This is a genomic window from Ruegeria sp. BF10, from assembly GCF_056538725.1.
Map to the genome: position 1 here is coordinate 1,721,756 of NZ_JBQFTR010000001.1, position 19,600 is coordinate 1,741,355.

Genomic DNA, 19,600 nt, shown 5'->3' on the forward strand with positions numbered 1-19,600 from the left:
GACCCAGGCGCTTAACCCCCTTAGGTATGCGCCGGTTTACCTTGCAGGAGAGTCGCGCCATGGCCCAGAACGCCCCGTCCAAGCCCACCGCATGTCTGGCTTTGGCCGACGGAACGCTGTTTTACGGCCTCGGTTTCGGTGCAACCGGACAGACCGTGGCCGAACTCTGCTTCAACACAGCCATGACCGGATATCAGGAAATCATGACCGATCCATCCTATGCCGGGCAGATCGTCACCTTTACCTTCCCCCATATCGGCAATGTCGGCGTGAACCCGGAGGATGACGAAACCGGCGATCCGGTCGCCGCTGGCATGGTTGTCAAATGGGATCCGACCGAGCCGTCCAACTGGCGCTCGGCCGAGGAACTCAAGGGCTGGCTTGCCCGCCGTGGACGCATCGCCATCGGCGGCGTTGATACCCGCCGACTGACCCGCGCCATCCGCCAGCAGGGCGCGCCGCATGTGGCGCTGGCGCATGACCCCGAGGGCAATTTCGACATCGAAGCCCTGGTTGCTGCGGCCCGCGGTTTTGCCGGGCTGGAAGGTATGGACTTGGCCAGGGAAGTCACCTGTGCCCAAAGCTATCGCTGGGATGAAATGCGGTGGGCGTGGCCTGACGGGTACAAGCGACAAGAGGCCCCTGCCCACAAAGTCGTGGCTGTCGATTACGGCGCCAAGCGCAACATTCTGCGCTGTCTCGCCTCTGCTGGATGTGATGTAACCGTGTTGCCAGCGACGGCGACCGCAGCCGAAGTGCTGGCCCATCAGCCGGATGGCGTTTTCCTGTCGAACGGTCCCGGAGACCCGGCTGCAACGGGTGCCTATGCTGTGCCGATGATCAAGGAAATTCTGGACACAACCGATCTGCCCGTCTTTGGTATCTGCCTTGGCCACCAGATGCTGGCACTGGCGTTGGGCGGTCAGACAGTCAAGATGAACCACGGTCACCACGGCGCGAACCACCCGGTCAAGGATCTGGAAACCGGCAAGGTCGAAATCACTTCGATGAATCACGGTTTTGCCGTGGACGCGCAGTCTTTGCCGGAAGGCGTGGTCGAGACACACAGATCGCTGTTTGACGGCTCGAACTGCGGTATCCGAATGACTGACAGACCTGTATACTCGGTACAATACCACCCCGAAGCGTCACCCGGACCCCAGGACAGTTTCTATCTGTTCGAGCGTTTCGCCGATGCGATGGAAAAGAAAAAAGAGCAGGCATAAACCCTTAAGTTACCAGAGTTAACGGCACATTAACCTTGTTTGATCAACCCTGAGCGCAGGTAACTGTGCCAGGGTTTCTTTATGGTTGAACTTAATCTCCAGGACTTTACAACCGCTGCCCCGATCCCGGCGCCCGGATTTCGCAAACCGCTGGGAACTTGCCTGCTGGAAACCGAGGTCATCACGCGCTCGCAACTGGACCATGCGTTGAGCTTGCAGACCAGGCAGAAAGCGCCGCTTGGCGAAATTCTGGTTGGCGAGGGCTATGCCACCAGGCAGGACGTACTGAAGGCCCTATCCACGCAGTTCGGGTGGCAGATCGCGGACCTCGAACAAATTCCACCGATGCCCGGATTGTGCAACCTGAAGCCGGTGGATTTCTGGCTTGAGCACAATGTCATTCCCTGGATGCGCATCGGCCCTCTGGTTTTGGTCGCCACTGCCCGGCCCGATCGTTTTGCAACCGTGGTCGCCGAGATGCAGGATTGCGACTATGCCATCCTGCCGGTTCTTGCGGATTCTCATCAGATCGACCGGGTCATTGCACAGCACTTCTCGCGGACACTTGCAAAAGCGGCCGAAACCCGGGTGAACGCCGCTCAAAGCTGCCGCAACTGGACCGCCGGGCCCCGGCTCGTATCATCTGCAACAACGCTAGGTGTGCTGTTTCTTTTCGCCCTGTTCCCCTCGTTTGGATTGATGGTTTTGTTGGGCGCAGCCCTAGGCAGTTTGGTTCTTTTTACCGCCTTTCGGATAATCGGCGCGCTGGCCTGTCTCAGCGACCACATGAAAAAGCCGACCGAGCCACCCGAGGCGGCAATCGCACTTCGGCACCCCTGCGTGTCCATCATGGTGCCGCTGTACAAGGAACGAGAAATCGCGAGTGCTCTGGTGCAACGGCTTCAAAGGCTGACCTATCCCAAAGCACTGCTGGACGTCATTCTCGTGCTTGAGGAAACCGATGACGTGACGCGCGACGCCCTTGCGCGGGTGGCTCTGCCCAGTTGGATGCGTGTTGTTGAAGTCCCGGAACTGAACGGGTTGACCACCAAACCGCGCGCCATGAATTACGCGCTGGATTTTTGCCGTGGTGACATCGTTGGCGTTTGGGATGCCGAAGACGCACCACAGCCAGATCAGATCGAACGTGTGGTTGCGCATTTTACCCAAGCTTCGCCCGAGGTGGTATGCCTGCAAGGTGTTTTGGATTACTACAACCCCCGCACGAACTGGCGGTCACGCTGTTTTACCATCGAATACAACAGCTGGTTTCGCGTGATCCTGCCGGGCATCGCACGTATGGGGCTGGTCGTCCCGCTTGGAGGAACGACGTTCTTTTTCCGCCGCGAAAAGCTGTTGGAACTGGGCGGCTGGGACGCCCACAATGTCACCGAAGATGCCGATTTGGGTGTGCGGCTTTGCCGGGCCGGTTATCGGACCGAGATGGTGGATACCACGACATTCGAAGAGGCGAATTTCCGCGCCTGGCCGTGGGTCAAGCAACGCTCACGCTGGCTCAAGGGGTTCATGGTCACCTATCTTGTGCACATGCGCGACCCGCGGAAATTGTATGCTGATTTGGGTGCGGCGAAGTTTTTCGGCCTACAGGCGTTCTTTCTGGGCACTCTGGGTCAGTTCCTGCTGGCCCCTGTTCTATGGATTTTCTGGCTATTCGCCCTGGGCATGCCCAATCCGATGGAGCAAATCCTGCCGCAACAGATCACGACGGCGCTGATCTGCCTGTTTCTGGCAACCGAGGCGCTGAACATATGCGTTGGGGTCATCGCCGTTTCCGCGCGTGAACGTCGGTTTTTGCTGCCGTGGGTCCCGACGATGTGTCTGTATTTCCCTCTGGGGGTGGTTGCCGGTTACAAAGCGCTGTGGGAACTGGCGACAAATCCGTTTTTTTGGGACAAAACCCAACACGGACAGGCCAGCGAAGACGTTACGCTGGCCTGACGTTCATTTATCGCGACGACTGGCATCCTGTTTCAGACGTGTCATGAAGGCGATTGAAATATGTTCCTTCAGCGCCCGCCCTGCGGCTTCCTCGTCTCGGGCGGCGATGGCCTCGACGATTCCCTTATGCTCACTTTGCGCAATCTCGCCACGCCCCTGAACAGCCAGCGAAGTGGTCGCCATCAAAGCCATGGTCCGATGGACCAGATCAAGCTGCTGAACCAGGTAGCGGTTGTGTGACGCCAGATGAATCTGTTCGTGAAACCGTCGATTGGCGCGCGACAAAGCCGTTGGGTCATCGATCAGCTTGTCGTCTTCGACGACCATGTCCTGAAGAACCTTGATTTCTTCTTCGGTGGCGTGTTTTGCGGCCAGCCGTGCGGCAAGACCTTCAAGTTCCCGGCGCACGATGTAAAGCTCGGCCATCTGGTTGTGGTCCAGAGACGCCACGATCAATGACCTCCCGTCCCGTTCCAGCAAGGATTGGGTTTCCAGGCGTTGCAACGCTTCGCGGATCGGGGTGCGTGACACTCCGAAACGCTCTGCCAGTTCGCTTTCGACCAACCGATCACCGGGTTTGTAAACACCCACATCGATGGCTTCCAGGATAAGGCTGTAGGCGTCCTTGGTCGGGGATCGGGTCTGGCTCATGGGATCGTTTGTCTCCTCGTTCGGACATGTCTAGCCGTGACAGGGGGCGGCGATCAAGTACAGCATTGAAAACCGACCGACTGCGCCCTAAACCCAAGCCATGGTCAAACCTTCGTTTAGTCATGTCACACAATGGGTGTTCGATCTGGACAACACCCTATACCCACCGCATATGCGGCTGTTCGATCAGATAGAAGTTCTGATGACGGACTATGTGGTGCAAGCCATCGGTGTTGACCGGGCCGAAGCCGACCGGCTACGCGCGCATTACTGGCGGGAATACGGGACCACGCTGGCCGGGTTGATGGCCGAACATGATCTGGACCCCGACCCCTACCTGCACGCGGTACATCAGGTTGACATGAGCCACATGGACCCGGATGCGGAACTGGCCGATCACATCCGCGCCCTTCCCGGCCGGCGGATCGTCTACACCAACGGCAGCGCGCCCTACGCGGAACGAGTCCTTGAGGCACGCGGCCTGACAGGCCTGTTCGACGCGATATACGGTGTTGAACATGCAGGGTACCGACCAAAACCCGAAAAAGCTGCGTTCGAAGCGATTTTTGAAAAAGACGGTCTTCAGACCGAAATGGCAGCCATGTTCGAAGATGAACCACGCAATCTCGCGGCCCCACACGAGATGGGAATGCGCACGGTTCATGTTTCTCCCGACCCGCATGAAGCCGATCACATCCACCATCACACGGACGATCTGACCGCGTTCCTGGCGCGCCTGCGATAGGCTGTCACAGTGCGACGATCTGCACGTTCTGCACACGCATCTGCGTCCTTATATGCGCTGCAGCGACGAACAGATGGAGACCCCGATGAGCGCGATTGACATGCCGCTGCGCCTGCCGATCTGGCAGCGCCTTTTCTTTGCAATTCCCGTCTTTGGATGGCTGGCGCGCGAGGCGGTCAACGCCAAGGCAGAAGACTTGTATTACACCGCCGCTGCGATTTTCAGCATGTGGGGCTGTTCCATCATGTTGTTCGGCCTTCCCGGCCTCTACATCCCTGCCCTTATGATGGTGCCGCTGATGTTTCTGATCCTCATCCTGATTTCACGGGGCTGAAATACGGGACAGGATGTCACTTGGCACTCGGGGCAGATCCGAACTAGGTTCTGCCCAGAATGATGAGAGGCGCCATGTCCGACAGCTGTGACATCCTGATTTCCGGTGGCGGGATCGCCGGTCTGACCGCTGCGGCGGTATTCGGAACGGCAGGTTTTCAAGTGATCTGCGTTGATCCGAGCCCTCCAATCACCGAGCGGGACGTGGACGGGTCAGACCTGCGCACCACGGCTTTTTTGCAGCCTGCGCGCGGCCTGCTGGAACAATGCGGTCTGTGGGCAAGACTGGATGCACAGGCGGCCCCGTTGCAAGTCATGCGGATCGTTGACGCCGGGGGCGACTTGCCCGAGCCACGCGTCGTTCGCGACTTCAACGCGGCCGACATCTCCGAACAACCTTTCGGCTGGAACCTACCCAACTGGTTGTTGCGCCGTGAAATGGTGGCCCGACTGGCCGAGTTGCCAAATGTCGATTTCCGTCCCGGCACCGCGACCACCAGCCTGTTTACCCGAACCGCCGAGGCCCGCGTGAGCCTGAGTGATGGCAGCCGCGTCCGGTGCAAGCTTGTGCTTGCTGCCGATGGTCGCAACTCGCCAATGCGCGAAGCAGCCGGCATCAAGGTGCACACAACACGATATGGGCAAAAGGCGCTGGCATTTGCGGTGTCGCACCCAATTCCACACGAGAATGTTTCGACCGAAATTCACAGATCCGGGGGGCCGTTCACGCTGGTGCCTCTACCGGACTGGAACGGGCAGCCCTCGTCCGCCATCGTCTGGATGGAACGCGGACCGAAGGCCGTTGAACTCCTGAACCTGAAACCCGATGCATTCGAGGCCGCCATGACCTCTCGGTCCTGCGGTTTGTTCGGCCCGCTGAAACTGGCATCCCGCAGAACGATCTGGCCGATCATCAGCCAATCGGCGGAACGGCTGGCGGGGGAACGCATCGCCCTGATGGCTGAGGCCGCGCATGTGGTGCCACCCATCGGAGCACAGGGCTTGAACATGTCGCTGGGCGATCTGCGTTGCCTGCTGGATTTGGCGCAGGCCCGGCCCGAAAGTCTGGGAGACGCACAGATGCTGGACGCGTATCACAAGGGCCGTCACACCGAGGTCGAGATGCGTGTCAAAGGCATTGATCTGCTGAACCGCGCCTCGATGATCGAGGCACGCCCGCTGCGGGATGCACGGGCGATGGGGCTGAGCGCACTTTATTCCCTGCCACCAGTGCGCAAGACGTTGATGCAGATGGGCCTTGGCGTTCGCTAAGGCCCGGGCTGCTTACAGAACCTGATCCAGCACACGTTTCAAACGCGCGATGGTGCCGTCCACGTCGTACAGCTTGTCGAGCCCAAACAGGCCCAACCGAAACGTGCTGAACCCTTCTGGCTCATCGCATTGCAACGGGACACCAGCGGCAATCTGCATACCCAGCGCCGCAAATTTCCTGCCGTTCTGAATTTCGGGATCCGAGGTGTAGCTGACCACAACTCCAGGCGCGCCAAAACCGTCGGCCGCGACCGAAACGACGCCCTTGTCCTTCAACATCGACCGCACACCGTCACCCAGCGCCCATTGCGCCGCACGCAGCTTTTCGAACCCGTATTCACGCGTCTCTGCCATGGTGTCGCGGAAAGCCAGCAACGCATCGGTCGGCATCGTGGCGTGATAGGCGTGGCCGCCGTTTTCATAGGCTTGCATGATCTGCCGCCATTTCTTCAGATCAAGGGCGAAACTGTCGGAACTGGTCTGCTCCAGACGTGCCTCGCCCCGTTCAGACAACATGACCAGACCGGCACATGGCGACGCGCTCCACCCCTTCTGCGGCGCCGAGATCAGAACATCGACACCGGTGGCTTTCATGTCCACCCAGGCGCAACCCGACGCAATGCAATCCAACACCATCAATGCACCCACCTCGTGCGCCGCGCTTGCCAGCGCGGTCACATAATCATCCGGCAGAATGACCCCCGCTGAGGTTTCGACATGCGGCGCAAAAACAACGCCGGGTTTTTGTTCGCGAATCGCGGCGACGACCTCTTCGATCGGAGCAGGCGCAAAAGGCGATGGGCTGGCATTGCCAGTCTCTCGCGCTTTCATGACCGTGGTCGAGTTTGTCAGAGAGCCGCTCTCAATGATCTGGCTCCACCGGTACGAGAACCATCCGTTGCGAACCACCAGCACATCCGCGCCGCGTGCGAACTGTCGGGCGACCGCTTCCATGGCATAGGTTCCACCGCCGGGAATAACGGCAACGCCATCCGCGTTGTACACGTCTTTCAGCATGTCCGAAATGTCGCGCATCACCTGCTGAAACTTCTGCGACATATGGTTCAACGAACGGTCGGTAAATACGACCGAGAATTCTTCGAGCCCGTCCGGGTCAACGGTTTCCAGCAAGCCTGGCATGGCGCATCCTTTCCAAAGCGTTTTCGAAGTCTTGTCCGCTTTGTCAGTGCGGGTAAAGCCTTTTCGCGGCGAAATTTGACCTGACGTAAAGCTTAACAAACACTTAATTTTTCTCACTTAGTTTCCTGAGAACTGGAAAATGACGCCAACCAGTGTCACTTCCCCTTTACACTTCTACTTGCTTCTGAACAGATGCGCACACTTTATACTTGAAGGGATAGATTCACCCGTGACGATACAAAAGCGGATCAGCTTCCAGTTCGTTCGAGACGAAGTAAAACGACGCATTGAAAGCCGTGTCTGGCCACAAGGATCGCTTTTGCCGACGGAGACCCAGCTGGCAGAGGAGTTCAATTGCGCCCGGGCCACTGTGAACAGAGCCTTGAGAGAACTGGCCGACCAAGGCTTTGTCGAGCGCAAACGCAAAAGCGGCACACGCGTCAAGAAAGAGCCCAGCAAACACGCCAAACTCGAATTGTCACTGGCGCGGCAAGTGGTCGAAAACCAGAATGCAAATTATCGTTATGCGCTTGTTGAAAGAAATGTGGTCACCAGCCCTGGATGGCTTTCCTCGCAGATCAACGTGGCACCGGATGCGCGTGTTCTACATGTAATCTGTATGCACTATGCAGACAATCGGCCCTTCCAGATGGAAGAACGGTGGATCAACATCGAGGCTGTTCCAGATGTAGAGGACGCGGACCTGGTCGAACAGGGGCCACATGAATGGCTGTTGACGGCCGCACCTTTCACCGACGCCGAGGTCGCTTTCTGCGCCATATCCGCAGATGCGCGACTGGCAGAATTCATGGGCACCACGGCGGGAACGTCCATGATTCAAATGGAACGCACCACCTGGAAAGAAGACAGGCCGCTTACCTTTGCGCGCATGACGCATCATCCGGGCTATTGCATCCGCACCAAGTACTGACTCTGTTCAGCCGATGGGACCGGGCAGACGTTCTTCGCTCAGCAGCACGTTTGCCTCGACATCGCCCGCACCCGGCAGAGTCATGATCCGGCGCCGCAATACACGCTCGAAATCGGCCAGGTCTCGGGCCACCACACGCAGTCGATAGTCATACAGTCCAAGCACATGCTCGACTGTCTGCACCTCGGGAATGGCACTGACAGCGCGCTCAAAATCTTCAAGACTGACTTGGCCCTTGCGCCCCAGCTTGATGCCCAGAAAGACGGTAACACCGAACCCCAGCGCTTCGGCATTCAGACGCAGCCGACGGCCCTTGATTATTCCTGCCTCTTCCAACCGGCGAATGCGACGCCACGTTGCGGGTTGGGATAACCCGAACCTGCGCCCCAATGCTCCGGCACTTTGCGTGGCATCCTGTTGCAGTGCGCGAAGAAGGCGGCGATCAATCTCATCCAATTCGATCATACCGGCAGTACCTCGTCCCGCTTGACCCTCGCGATATGCATCAGGGCCTCAATATCGGCGATGTGAGGCAGGGTCAGAATCCGGTCGCGATAGAGCTGTTGATAGTGCTTCATATCTCTTGCAATGACGGAAAGACGAACATCGACCCGACCCAGAAAGGTCTGAATTTCGATCACCTCTGCCACGTCACGCGCCGCCTGCGTGAAATCGTCGAAAGCTCGGGCCTGCGTCTTGTCAAGCGTGATCCGAAGCGAGACCTCGACAGCATATCCCATCGCGGCCCAGTCTATCACGGCCTCCTGCCCTTGGACGATCCCTGCGGCCTGCATCTTTTCGATCCGCCGCCAGCAGACACCCGCGCTGATCCGGCAAAGATCGGCCAGTTCCGCTGTTGTCAGGCTCGGGTCTGCTTGAAAGTGGCGCAGAATGCGCCGATCAATATCATCAAGCATGATTTTTTTACATTCTCCGATTATCACGAATTATTCTTCATCTTTTTTGCAAATACTCAAGCCCAACCCTATCGCCATTGCGCGAACAGGCAGATACAACCGCCGCAACCTAACCAGAAAGGACCGGCGAAATGCGCGTCTATTACGATCGCGATTGCGATATCAACCTGATCAAAGACAAGAAAGTTGCCATTCTCGGCTATGGCTCGCAAGGACACGCTCACGCGCTGAACCTGCGCGACTCCGGTGCAAAGAACCTGGTCGTCGCCCTGCGCGAAGGATCGCCTTCGGCCAAGAAGGCCGAAGCCGAGGGTTTGCAAGTCATGGGCATCGCCGAAGCGGCGGCCTGGTGTGACGTGATCATGTTCACCATGCCCGACGAGCTTCAGGCCGAGACCTACAAAAAATACGTCCACGACAACATCAAGCCCGGTGCGGCCATCGCCTTTGCCCACGGCCTGAACGTACATTTCGGCCTGATCGAGCCGAAAGACGGCGTCGACGTCATCATGATGGCCCCCAAGGGCCCCGGCCACACCGTGCGCGGCGAATACACCAAGGGCGGCGGCGTGCCCTGCCTGGTCGCTGTCCACAACGATGCAACCGGCAAAGCGCTGGAAATCGGATTGTCCTACTGCTCGGCCATCGGCGGCGGCCGCTCGGGCATCATCGAAACCAACTTCCGTGAAGAGTGTGAAACCGACCTGTTCGGCGAACAGGCCGTTCTGTGCGGTGGTCTGGTCGAACTGATCCGCTGCGGCTTTGAAACTCTGGTCGAAGCCGGTTACGCCCCTGAAATGGCCTATTTCGAGTGTCTGCACGAAGTGAAACTGATCGTCGATCTGATCTACGAAGGCGGCATCGCCAACATGGATTACTCGATCTCGAACACCGCCGAATACGGCCAGTACGTCACCGGGCCGCGTATCCTGAAATACGACGAGACCAAAGCGCGTATGAAAGAGGTTCTAAACGACATCCAGCAGGGTAAATTCGTTCGTGACTTCATGCTGGAAAACGCCGTAGGCCAGCCGACCATCAAAGCGGCGCGCCGTGCCAATGACGAGCATATGATCGAGGAAACCGGCGCCAAGCTGCGCGGCATGATGCCGTGGATCTCGGCCGGAAAGATGGTCGACAAAGAAAAGAACTAAGCCAGACCTTAGTCAGCATAAGGGCGGCCACGGCGGTCGCCCTTTTTCGTTTGCACAAAAAAGTGGCGCGGCACATAAACGCCCGATCAGACCAATCTATTTCGCGAACTTGCGCTGCCCGACAGGACAAACCAATGGTGCAACAGCCGACAAGACAGGACTGGAGCGGCGTCTTCACGCTGGGCCTGATCTGGGGCGCGACCTTCATGGTCGTCGCCATGGCGCTGGAAGGCTATGGGCCGATCACGGTCGCCACCTCACGAACTACGCTGGGCGCTGTTACCCTGTTGCTGATGATGACGGTGACCGGTCGCAAGCTGCCGGTTCTGACGCCGGCGCTGAGTGTTTCGATTGTCCTTATCGGCGTGCTGTCTACTGCCGTACCCTTCATGCTGCTCAGCTGGGGGCAGCAATTCGTGCCATCAGCCTTTGCGGGGCTGTCCATGGCTGCCATTCCGCTAATGGTATTGCCACTTGCGCATTTCTTTTCTGACGAGCCGCTCAATCTACGTCGCCTGCTGGGCGTGTGTCTGGGCTTCTCGGGAGCTTTGGTATTGATCGGCCCCGGTCTGGCACAGCTTGGCCAAGGGGCCGAACCTCTGGCCCAATTGGCCTGTATCACTGCCGCATTGTGCTATGCGTCTTCGTCGATTTTGACCCGTCGCTGTCCGCCTGTCGACCCGTTGGCGCTTGCTGCGCTGACCCTGCTGGTTGGGGCTGCGTTGTTGGTGCCCATCATGCTGATGACCGAAGGCTTGCCCAAATGGCAAGGCACGCGCCCCACACTTGCTCTGATCGTGCTGGGCTTGGTGCCAACGGCGTTCGCCACCCTGCTGCGCGTGTCCATCACCCGCAGCGCAGGTTCCGTGTTTCTGACACTGGTGAACTATCAGGTGCCCATTTGGTCAATGGTATTCGGCGCCTGGATTCTGTCCGAGGCCCTGCCCCTGCGCTTTTTCATCGCCCTTGCGCTGATACTGACAGGCATGGCCATCAGTCAATGGTTCAGCCTGCGCAAGGTTCTGTTCGGGCACTAGCTTGTGGCGGCCTCGACCTCGGCGACGATGCTGTCAACGACTTGGGTCAGCAACCCATCATCTTCGCATTCAGCCATCACGCGGATCAACGGTTCGGTCCCGGATTTGCGGATCAACAACCGGCCCTGCCCATTCAACCGTGCCTCGGCATCGGCAATGGCCGCCTGTACACTTTGCACCTCCAACGGGGTTTGATCGCTGGAATAACGTACATTCTTCAGCAACTGCGGCACGGTTTCGAATTGTTTGGACAGATCCGACGCCTTGCGCCCCGACAGAACCATTTCCGCCAGGAAATGCAGGCCAGCCATCAACCCGTCACCGGTGGTGGCATAATCGCTCATCACGATATGGCCGGACTGTTCCCCGCCAAGGTTGAACCCACCTTCACGCATCCGTTCGACCACGTAGCGATCGCCGACGGCCGTTCGCTCGAGGCGCAAACCCTGCGCTGTCAGGTGGCGTTCCAGACCCAGGTTGGACATGACGGTCGCGACCAGAGCGTCGCCCTTCAACTGGCCCGATTTCTTCCATGCCGTCGCCAGCAAAGCCATAAGCTGATCGCCGTCAGCCACCTGGCCGGTTTCGTCGACCACAACCACCCTGTCCGCGTCGCCATCCAGACAAATACCCACGTCGGCACCATGCGCGACAACGGTTTCAGCGGCCAGTTGAGGCTTGGTCGATCCGCAGTTGAGATTGATGTTCTTGCCGTTGGGCGCGATTCCCACGGGGATCACTTCTGCGCCCAGCTCCCACAGAACTTCCGGCGCGGTGCGGTGGGCTGCGCCGTTTGCACAATCGATCACCACTTTCAAACCATCCAGACTCACGTTCCGCGGCAACGACGATTTTACACGTTCACCATAGCGAAACCGGGCGTCATCAACCCGGCGCGCCCGGCCGATATTCTGCGCCTGAGCGGGTCTGACGCCTTCGTCGATCAGCTTTTCGATCTCGACCTCGGCCTGATCGGACAGTTTGTAGCCGTCGGGCCCAAAGAACTTGATTCCGTTGTCTTCGGCAGGGTTGTGGCTGGCCGAGATCATGACGCCCAGATCAGCCCGCATGGACCTGGTCATGAGACCAACGGCGGGTGTCGGAACGGGCCCCAGCAGCAACACGTTCATTCCCGTGGACGTCAAACCGGCCGTCAGCGCGTTTTCCAGCATATAGCCGGACAGGCGCGTATCCTTACCGATGACAACCCGGTGCACCCCTGTCGCGTCGCGTCGGAAATACCGCCCGACCGCAGCCCCGATGCGCAACGCCATCTCTGCCGTCATCGGATGCGTGTTGGCGGTGCCCCGCACCCCGTCGGTTCCGAACAGTTTGCGCATAGGTGTCACTCCGTGATTTGCCGTGCGACCGGATTACCGGACAGCAGCCCATAGGCGCAAGGCCTGAGAGGTCTCGGCCACGTCATGAACGCGAATGATCTGCACGCCCTGAGACAATCCCGCCAGAGCCACCGCAATTGATCCCGGCGCGCGGGCAGTCTTGCGAGGTTCTTTTCCGATGGTACCAATAAAGCCCTTGCGCGACACGCCCAACAGGATCGGGCAGCCCAATCCGTGGAACAGGCTGATATTGCGCAGAAGGGTCAAATTGTGATCCTCGGTCTTCCCGAACCCGATCCCGGGATCCACGACGATCTGATCGCGGCTCAGGCCAAGACGTTCCAGCAGCGCAATCTGGCCTTCGAGAAAATCGTAAACATCCAGCAGAACATTGTCGTATCGAGGATTGATCTGCATCGTCGCCGGATCACCCTGCATGTGCATGACACATACAGGCACACCCTGCGCGGCACAGAACGGCGCCAATTCGGGATCGAAGGTGAAGCCCGAGACATCGTTGACCAACCCTGCCCCTGCCTCGCAGGCAGCCTTGGCGACATCTACCTTGCGTGTATCGATGGAAATCAATGCGCCTGTTTCCGACCGGATCGCTTCGATCAACGGACGGGTTCGGGCGATTTCTTCCTCGGCCGGGACAAAATCCGCACCCGGACGGGTGGACTCTCCGCCGATATCCAGGATCGTGGCACCCTGCGCCACCATATTCACCGCAGCCACGCGAGCAGCATCCACCGAGCTGTGAACACCGCCATCCGAGAAACTGTCCGGCGTGGCATTCAGAATCCCCATGATATGAGGCACCTGCATATCAAGGCCCGCCACGTCAGCCCGCGGTTGGCTCAAACGGCTCAGGTGATCTGACGGAACGTCCGAGGCCGCGACGATTTCAGGTTCAGATCCGCGCCGCAGGGCCTCGACATGGGTGAACCAAAGGGGTTGCCCCGCCAGCGGCACAGCGCCTGCGGGACGGGTCGCTCCATGCTGGACCAGTGGTCTGAAATAGGTTCTCACAGCTGGGCCTGATCCACCGCAACAGCGCGCAAGGGCGTTTTGGGTTCCGTCGGCAATGCGCCGCCGATCACCATCATTTCGCTCGCTTCAAAGGTCGCCGCGAACCATGCAGCCAGCGCCACGGCATCCGACGGGGCGGCTGACGGGCCGTCAACGGCGTCCAGTACGATCTTGGATGGCGCCCAGACACAGATCTGGCCATTCTTCATCGCCCAATCCAATTCGGTCCGCGTTGAGACCACCACACAGCGATGATCCCGTGCCGCCAGAACCCAGGCATTCTGTTCAATTGCCAACAGATCAATTCGGCGTTGTGTCATCGCATGACCCGTTTGCGGAGCCGCCAGTTCCGACGCCCCGACACACAGGATCAGCGGGCGCTGGCGGTTCTCCAACTGATCGATCCAACCCTTCAGGTTTTCCGAGGCGATGGCGTCATTCGACAGGAAGACAAGGCGGGGATGCGGGCGTTCTTCTTCGGCCACCTCATGATGGACCGAGTCTTTTCCGCGCACGATCTCAACCCCCAATGCGCCCGGACCTCGATCCAGTTTTTCGATGCGGACAAAGACCCTTACAGCCTGAGGCTCAAGCAGTATGCGTTCCGCAACGCGTTCGGCCAATGTCTCAAGCAGGTTCAGGCGTTCGGCTGCCAGCTCATAGGCGATGGATTCCGTTACCCGGTCATATGACAGGATGCGATCCACATCATCATCAATCGGGTCCGTCAGAGGCCGGACTTCGACCACGATGTTGAAGCAGATCCGCTGGGTTGTTCCCCGCTCGGCCTGGAAGGCACCGATTTCGACTTCGACGATATGGTCGCGCAACGAAATACGATCCAACGGCCCCCGAGGAGACGTCGCCTCGGACCGTTCGGACGGGTGTGCGAATGCCAGACGGATTTCAGAACTCATGGGTCAGGCCTTTTCGGGCTCGTTTCAAAGTTCGCCCACTATAGGCGTTGCGAGGGCCTATAGCATTCAAACAAGCGCCATTCCAACCGCCGAATGCGGCGTCACGAGACCCGAAACCAGCTCATCATCCCGGACGCGGCGTGCCCCAGCATATGGCAATGCAGCAACCAGTTCCCCGGATTGTCCGCGATCAATGCGATTTGGCGTGCCTGTCCCCGCCCGACCAGAACGGTATCACGCCAGGGGCCAAGAGAACCATCACCCAGGATCAATCGGAAGTGATGCCCGTGCAGATGCATCGCGTGCGCAAACGCGGATTCATTCACGAACTCGATCCTGTGCAAACTGCCGACGGCTGCATCCAGAAAAGGATCTTCCGGGCGCTCGGCGTACCCGTTCAGTGCCCAGAACTTGCCCAACTGCGCCAACTCGCGGCCAGACAGTTCCGTTTCACCCAGCCGGGCACTTTCCAGCCAGCGCATTGCACCACCTTGCAGACGCATCTGGTGCGTTTGTGCTTCTTGAATATTTCCGATCTCAGGCAAGGGGTTAGGCGGCAATGCTGACACGCCCTGCCTGCGCGCCCCGGCAGCGGTTCCACCGACTTCGAACCGCGCCAGCCCATAGGAGCCATCTCTTTCGACACTGACCAGGCTTGCCGTTTCATCCTCGGTGATGACATCCAAAATCAGGTCCGCGCGCTGCGCAGGTGCCAGCGGGAAAGAGCCCGACAGCCTCAGTGGTGTTTCCAAGGGCATTCCATCCAAGGCAACGATCCACCCCGCAAGACCATCAAGATCCAGATCAAATATCCGGGCATTGGAGGCGTTGACCAATCGCAGTCGCAGTCGCTCGTTTCTTCGCACCGCAAACGCAGGATCGAATGATCCGTTGACGGTCAGGATGTTTCCAAGCCGGCCTGCATGGCTCAGATCATGGCCATTGTCGAAATCATCCGTTATCTGCGCGGTCTCAGGGTTCAACCGCCAATCATCCAACATCAGCACCAGATCCTGATCGACATCCGGTGCCGTGGCCTCTGCAACGATCAGCGGCCCGTAAAGCCCGCGGGCAACCTGCTCCATCGACTGGTTGTGCGCGTGGTACCAATAGGTGCCCGCATCCGGGGCAACGAAGTCATAGTCGAAAGAACTGCCCGGTGCGACGGCATCCTGCGTCAGACCGGGTACACCGTCCATGGCGTTGTCAATGCGGATCCCGTGCCAGTGGACCGATGTTGGTTGCGGAAGGTCATTCACCAGTTTGCGCTGAACGCGTGCGCCCTGTTCGACCCTTAGGACCGTTCCGGGGACAGTGTCACCGTAACTCCAGACCGTTGTGTCAGGAAACCCTTCGGGTGCAACGCGCTGCCGGCTCAGATGCGCCTTGAGCGGCGGATAACCGGCGCGGGCCGCAACCGGCAGAATTGTGGCGGCGGCGGCTGTTTTCAGAATGTGTCGTCGAGTGAAAAGCATTACGGGCCTCCTGGGCCCGCAATATAGACTGCAACCTGCCGCGCGCCACCAAGCTTCCAGCGCGGGTGCGTCAATCAGTTGCTCGCTGTCCGATAGTTGTGGCGGTAGAAAATGTGCACACCGATCCGCGCGGTCTGTTTATAGACCCGCGACCAAGATGGCCGAACCGCCGTCGTGTGGTAGTGGGTCGCCCCTTCGGTCAGCTCTTGGCCAATACCATCAATGGCTGCCCGAGCGACCTTGGATACGCGCTCATAAGCCTTCTTCTCGTGGATGACCTCTTTGCGACCGTCACATGTATAGGTGAACTGGCACTGGTATTTCTTGCCGGTCCCCTGACGGATCACACCACACAGAGAGCTTGGAAAGCGGCTGCTTTTGACCCGGTTCAAGATGACCTCGGCCACAGCAAACTGGCCACGCACGCTTTCGCCACGGGCTTCGAAGTACAATGCCTCGGACAGGCACTTCCAGTTTTCGTCACCGGTTGCCTTGGGTTGCTGGTCAAGCCAGTCCTTGGAGTATGTTACTTCAACTGGTTTGGCCGCCTTACGCGCTTGGAACAGTTTGAAATAGTCGCGAAAGCTTTGCGCCGGCAATTCGCTGCGGGCGACAAGCTCTTTCTTTGCAGTATCAATTGCTTCCCTCTCGGCGAAGGACGCACTGGGCAGCACGGTTGCCGCCATTGTGGCAACAGCCATTATGTAACGTAGCATCAGATAACCTCGCACAGGCACTTCACGCGCCATACCCTCCCCCGGCGGGCGCGACGAGGCATTTAACGCAATCGAGCGCAAAGGTCCAGTCTTTCGGAAAATGCAAGTGGAATCTTGCCCGTAGCGAAGATAAATTTCGCCTACGAGTGTCCAGATAACCCACTAATCCTTGGGTTTTCAGGCCCTGTCAACCCCCAAGTCTGGAGGAAATCGCCAGTTGAGCGGCAGCCAGCCGAGCGACCGGAACCCGGAACGGCGAACACGAAACATAGTCGAACCCCAAATCCCTGCAAATGGCGATTGATTCGGGGTTTCCGCCATGTTCTCCGCAAACAGACAGGGTTACATCCGGTTTCGCGGCTCGTCCCCGCTCGGCTCCCAGCTTCAGCAGTTCCCCGACCCCATCCGGATCAAGAACGTGGAACGGATCTTCGCCGAAGACACCCTGGCGAACATAGGCGGACATGAAACGGCCGGCATCGTCGCGGGACAGACCATAGGTCATCTGCGTCAGGTCATTCGTTCCGAAACTCATGAACGCGGTCTGCGGGGCGATCTCTTCTGCGCGCAGACAGGCGCGCGGTGTTTCGACCATCACACCCAGCCGATATTCAAACTCCTGCCCGCGTTCTGACGCGACCGCCGCCGCCACCGTATCGATGCGGGACTTGACCAGTTCGACTTCTCGTTTCGCGGATACCAGCGGTATCATCACTTCGGGCACGACGGGGGCGCCGTTCTTTCTGGCATCCAGCGTGGCTTCGAAGATCGCGCGCGCCTGCATGTCATAGATTTCGGGAACGGTCACACCCAGACGAACACCGCGCAGGCCCAGCATCGGATTGTATTCCGTCATCGCGTCAACCCGACGCTCGACATCGGAAACCGGCAAATCCAGCGCCTCGGCCAATTCCCGTTGGCCGCTGCGTGTGGTTGGCAGGAATTCGTGCAATGGAGGGTCGAACAGGCGAATGCAGACGGGCTGCCCTTCCATGATTCTGAACAGTTGAACAAAGTCTTCACGCTGCATCGGAAGCAAACGTTCCAGCACAGCCGCCCTGCCCGAAGACGTTTGCGCAAAAATCATCTCGCGCATCACGATCAGGCGACCGGGTTCAAAGAACATATGTTCCGTCCGGCACAGGCCGATCCCCTGCGCCTGAAAGTTGCGCGCCGTCTGCGCATCGGCCGGTGTGTCGGCATTTGCGCGGATGTCAATATCACGCTCGGCATCGGCCCACGCCATCAAGGTCTGAAAACAATCATCCAACGCGGCCTCAAGCATGGCGGGCTGCCCTGCCAGCACCTGACCGGAACTGCCATCGATGGTCAGAATATCGCCGGTCTTGAAAACTCGACCATCGGGTGCGGTCAGCATCTTCTTTTTGGTCTGGAACCGCATGTCTGAGGCACCAACGATACAGGGCAGGCCAAGTCCACGGCCAATCACGGCGGCGTGGCTGGTCATCCCGCCTTTTTCCGTCAGAACCGCAACGGCCGCATGCATCCCGCGCACATCCTCGGGCGAGGTTTCGCGGCGGACCAGAACGCAGGCCTCGCCGCGCGCGGCACTGGCCTGCGCTTCTGCGGATGTAAACACGATCTTTCCCGTTGAAGCGCCCGGGCTGGCACCGATGGCCGTCGTCAGCACGTCACGCCGCGCTTCCGGATGGACCTGCCGGTGCAAAAGTTCATTCAGCGCGTGGGGGTCCACACGCATCACCGCCTCTTGCGGCGGTATGATCCCGTCTTCGGCCAGACGAACGGCGATCCGCATCGCCGCGCGCGACGTTCTCTGAACCCGGACGCCGTCCAGAATATGCACGTTGCCGTTTTGAATGACGAACTCGACCTGCATTTCTTCGCGCAGTTTTTCACGCATCAGCGCAGCTTGTTGCTTCAACTCGGCAAAGGCTTTGGGTGCGACTTCTTCAAGCGACGGTCCACGCGGGTCTTTTTCAAGAAACAGCGCCGCCACATCTTCGCCCAGCGCATCACGGCCCTGGCTCTGGCTCAGGTAGCGCCCCGTGATCTGCGGCATTCCTGTGGTCGAGTCGACCAGTTGAAGCACACCTGATCCGCATTCACCCTGCCCGACCCCCGGGATCATCTCTTGAATGACAAGCCCAAGACCGGCATCTGCCGGGGCGCCCTTGGCCTGCCGCAACAGCCGAGCGGATGTCCCGTCCCATGCGCGGGCCATCGAGCGCAAAACACCGATCAGCTGTTCACCGCGGTCCTGCGGAAAGGCTTCGTCCGTTTCATCTTCGTACGCGCGCAGGGAATGGCGCAGACCTTCGCTGCCATCCATGTCGATGTCATCGAACACGTCCGCGTCCAGCCGCGCCACGTGGATCGCATAGCTTTGAACGAACCTGAGATACAGCGCTGCAGCGGCCTCTGCCCCCATCGTATCGGACAGGTCCACATAGCGTGCATCATTCATGCCAATGTTCAGAACCGCACCGGGCCCGCCCCAGTCGGGATCTTCGGAACTTGGTCGGACGCACAGCAAGGTCGCCGGATCGAATTGCTCAAGGATCGCGTCAAGGTTCGGAACTTCGCCTTCCGCAATCTGATGGACCGCATCAAACGACAACGCGACGGTCCGGGGCACCGGCAGGTCCAGTCGAACCAGTCGTTGCAGACACTTGGCCCGCCCGCCATGGGTATGGGCCGAGACCGGCGCATCGGGTGTAATGAGCGTGGTATGCGGATTATTCTGCACTGCAGCACCTTTTGATTTGCGTGCAGC

At 59.1% G+C, this 19,600-nt stretch carries 18 protein-coding genes; 8 read left to right on the plus strand and 10 right to left on the minus strand.

Features of this window, described 5'->3' with window-relative positions; all coding sequences use genetic code 11:
- The first annotated feature begins 59 nt into the window (after positions 1 to 59).
- Positions 60 to 1,226, plus strand: a complete 1,167-nt coding sequence (gene carA / locus ACR0DJ_RS08685; protein WP_257600496.1) for a glutamine-hydrolyzing carbamoyl-phosphate synthase small subunit — start codon at positions 60 to 62, stop codon at positions 1,224 to 1,226.
- Between the two features lie 81 nt (positions 1,227 to 1,307).
- Complete coding sequence (locus ACR0DJ_RS08690; protein ID WP_480684587.1) at positions 1,308 to 3,185, plus strand: glycosyltransferase; 1,878 nt, start codon at positions 1,308 to 1,310, stop codon at positions 3,183 to 3,185.
- A 3-nt stretch (positions 3,186 to 3,188) separates the two neighbouring features.
- Here the strand turns inward: ACR0DJ_RS08690 and ACR0DJ_RS08695 are convergent, their stop codons facing one another.
- On the minus strand, positions 3,189 to 3,836 hold the full coding sequence (locus ACR0DJ_RS08695; RefSeq protein WP_117869320.1) for a GntR family transcriptional regulator: 648 nt from the start codon (positions 3,834 to 3,836) through the stop codon (positions 3,189 to 3,191).
- A gap of 100 nt (positions 3,837 to 3,936) precedes the next feature.
- Here ACR0DJ_RS08695 and ACR0DJ_RS08700 point away from each other — a divergent pair, with 100 nt between their 5' ends.
- The 3 genes from ACR0DJ_RS08700 (at position 3,937) to ACR0DJ_RS08710 (ending at position 6,186) form a co-directional block, all read left to right on the plus strand.
- A complete protein-coding gene (locus ACR0DJ_RS08700) occupies positions 3,937 to 4,581 on the plus strand; it encodes a pyrimidine 5'-nucleotidase (protein WP_171639688.1) in 645 nt (214 codons plus the stop codon).
- A gap of 85 nt (positions 4,582 to 4,666) precedes the next feature.
- Positions 4,667 to 4,915: a hypothetical protein gene (locus tag ACR0DJ_RS08705; RefSeq protein ID WP_171231849.1), complete on the plus strand. Its 249-nt coding sequence runs from the start codon at positions 4,667 to 4,669 to the stop codon at positions 4,913 to 4,915.
- Between the two features lie 74 nt (positions 4,916 to 4,989).
- Entirely contained in the window at positions 4,990 to 6,186 is a 1,197-nt protein-coding gene (locus ACR0DJ_RS08710; protein WP_480684588.1) for a UbiH/UbiF family hydroxylase, read from the plus strand.
- 12 nt (positions 6,187 to 6,198) lie between these two features.
- Here the strand turns inward: ACR0DJ_RS08710 and ACR0DJ_RS08715 are convergent, their stop codons facing one another.
- Entirely contained in the window at positions 6,199 to 7,326 is a 1,128-nt protein-coding gene (locus tag ACR0DJ_RS08715; protein WP_480684589.1) for an aminotransferase class V-fold PLP-dependent enzyme, read from the minus strand.
- Positions 7,327 to 7,555: 229 nt separating this feature from the next.
- Here ACR0DJ_RS08715 and ACR0DJ_RS08720 point away from each other — a divergent pair, with 229 nt between their 5' ends.
- Positions 7,556 to 8,257, plus strand: coding sequence for a GntR family transcriptional regulator (locus ACR0DJ_RS08720; RefSeq protein WP_257600491.1), 702 nt, complete (start codon positions 7,556 to 7,558; stop codon positions 8,255 to 8,257).
- Positions 8,258 to 8,263: 6 nt separating this feature from the next.
- Here ACR0DJ_RS08720 and ACR0DJ_RS08725 read toward each other — a convergent pair whose 3' ends face one another.
- Together ACR0DJ_RS08725 and ACR0DJ_RS08730 are read right to left on the minus strand one after the other, a co-directional pair.
- Entirely contained in the window at positions 8,264 to 8,722 is a 459-nt protein-coding gene (locus tag ACR0DJ_RS08725) for an Lrp/AsnC family transcriptional regulator (RefSeq protein ID WP_170346610.1), read from the minus strand.
- On the minus strand, positions 8,719 to 9,174 hold the full coding sequence (locus ACR0DJ_RS08730) for an Lrp/AsnC family transcriptional regulator (RefSeq protein ID WP_170346609.1): 456 nt from the start codon (positions 9,172 to 9,174) through the stop codon (positions 8,719 to 8,721). The genes ACR0DJ_RS08725 and ACR0DJ_RS08730 overlap by 4 nt, the downstream gene beginning before the upstream one ends.
- A gap of 131 nt (positions 9,175 to 9,305) precedes the next feature.
- Between ACR0DJ_RS08730 and ilvC the strand changes: the two genes are divergently transcribed.
- Both ilvC and ACR0DJ_RS08740 read left to right on the plus strand, forming a co-directional pair.
- Positions 9,306 to 10,328: a ketol-acid reductoisomerase gene (gene ilvC, locus ACR0DJ_RS08735; RefSeq protein ID WP_170346608.1), complete on the plus strand. Its 1,023-nt coding sequence runs from the start codon at positions 9,306 to 9,308 to the stop codon at positions 10,326 to 10,328.
- 134 nt (positions 10,329 to 10,462) lie between these two features.
- A complete protein-coding gene (locus tag ACR0DJ_RS08740) occupies positions 10,463 to 11,365 on the plus strand; it encodes a DMT family transporter (protein ID WP_425078048.1) in 903 nt (300 codons plus the stop codon).
- Here the strand turns inward: ACR0DJ_RS08740 and glmM are convergent.
- From glmM to ACR0DJ_RS08770, 6 genes are all read right to left on the minus strand, one after another.
- Positions 11,362 to 12,705 (minus strand): phosphoglucosamine mutase, encoded by a 1,344-nt coding sequence (glmM, locus tag ACR0DJ_RS08745; protein WP_257600487.1) that lies wholly within the window; start codon positions 12,703 to 12,705, stop codon positions 11,362 to 11,364. The two genes, ACR0DJ_RS08740 and glmM, sit on opposite strands and share 4 nt — an antisense overlap.
- A gap of 33 nt (positions 12,706 to 12,738) precedes the next feature.
- Positions 12,739 to 13,737 (minus strand): dihydropteroate synthase, encoded by a 999-nt coding sequence (gene folP, locus ACR0DJ_RS08750; RefSeq protein ID WP_480684591.1) that lies wholly within the window; start codon positions 13,735 to 13,737, stop codon positions 12,739 to 12,741.
- On the minus strand, positions 13,734 to 14,654 hold the full coding sequence (locus ACR0DJ_RS08755) for a dihydroneopterin aldolase (protein ID WP_170346604.1): 921 nt from the start codon (positions 14,652 to 14,654) through the stop codon (positions 13,734 to 13,736). Before ACR0DJ_RS08755 ends, folP begins: the two co-directional genes overlap by 4 nt.
- A 101-nt stretch (positions 14,655 to 14,755) precedes the next feature.
- Entirely contained in the window at positions 14,756 to 16,129 is a 1,374-nt protein-coding gene (locus tag ACR0DJ_RS08760; RefSeq protein WP_480684592.1) for a multicopper oxidase family protein, read from the minus strand.
- A gap of 74 nt (positions 16,130 to 16,203) precedes the next feature.
- Positions 16,204 to 16,845, minus strand: a complete 642-nt coding sequence (locus ACR0DJ_RS08765; RefSeq protein ID WP_480684593.1) for a cell wall hydrolase — start codon at positions 16,843 to 16,845, stop codon at positions 16,204 to 16,206.
- Between the two features lie 187 nt (positions 16,846 to 17,032).
- Complete coding sequence (locus ACR0DJ_RS08770; RefSeq protein WP_170346601.1) at positions 17,033 to 19,573, minus strand: putative PEP-binding protein; 2,541 nt, start codon at positions 19,571 to 19,573, stop codon at positions 17,033 to 17,035.
- Positions 19,574 to 19,600 lie beyond the last annotated feature (27 nt).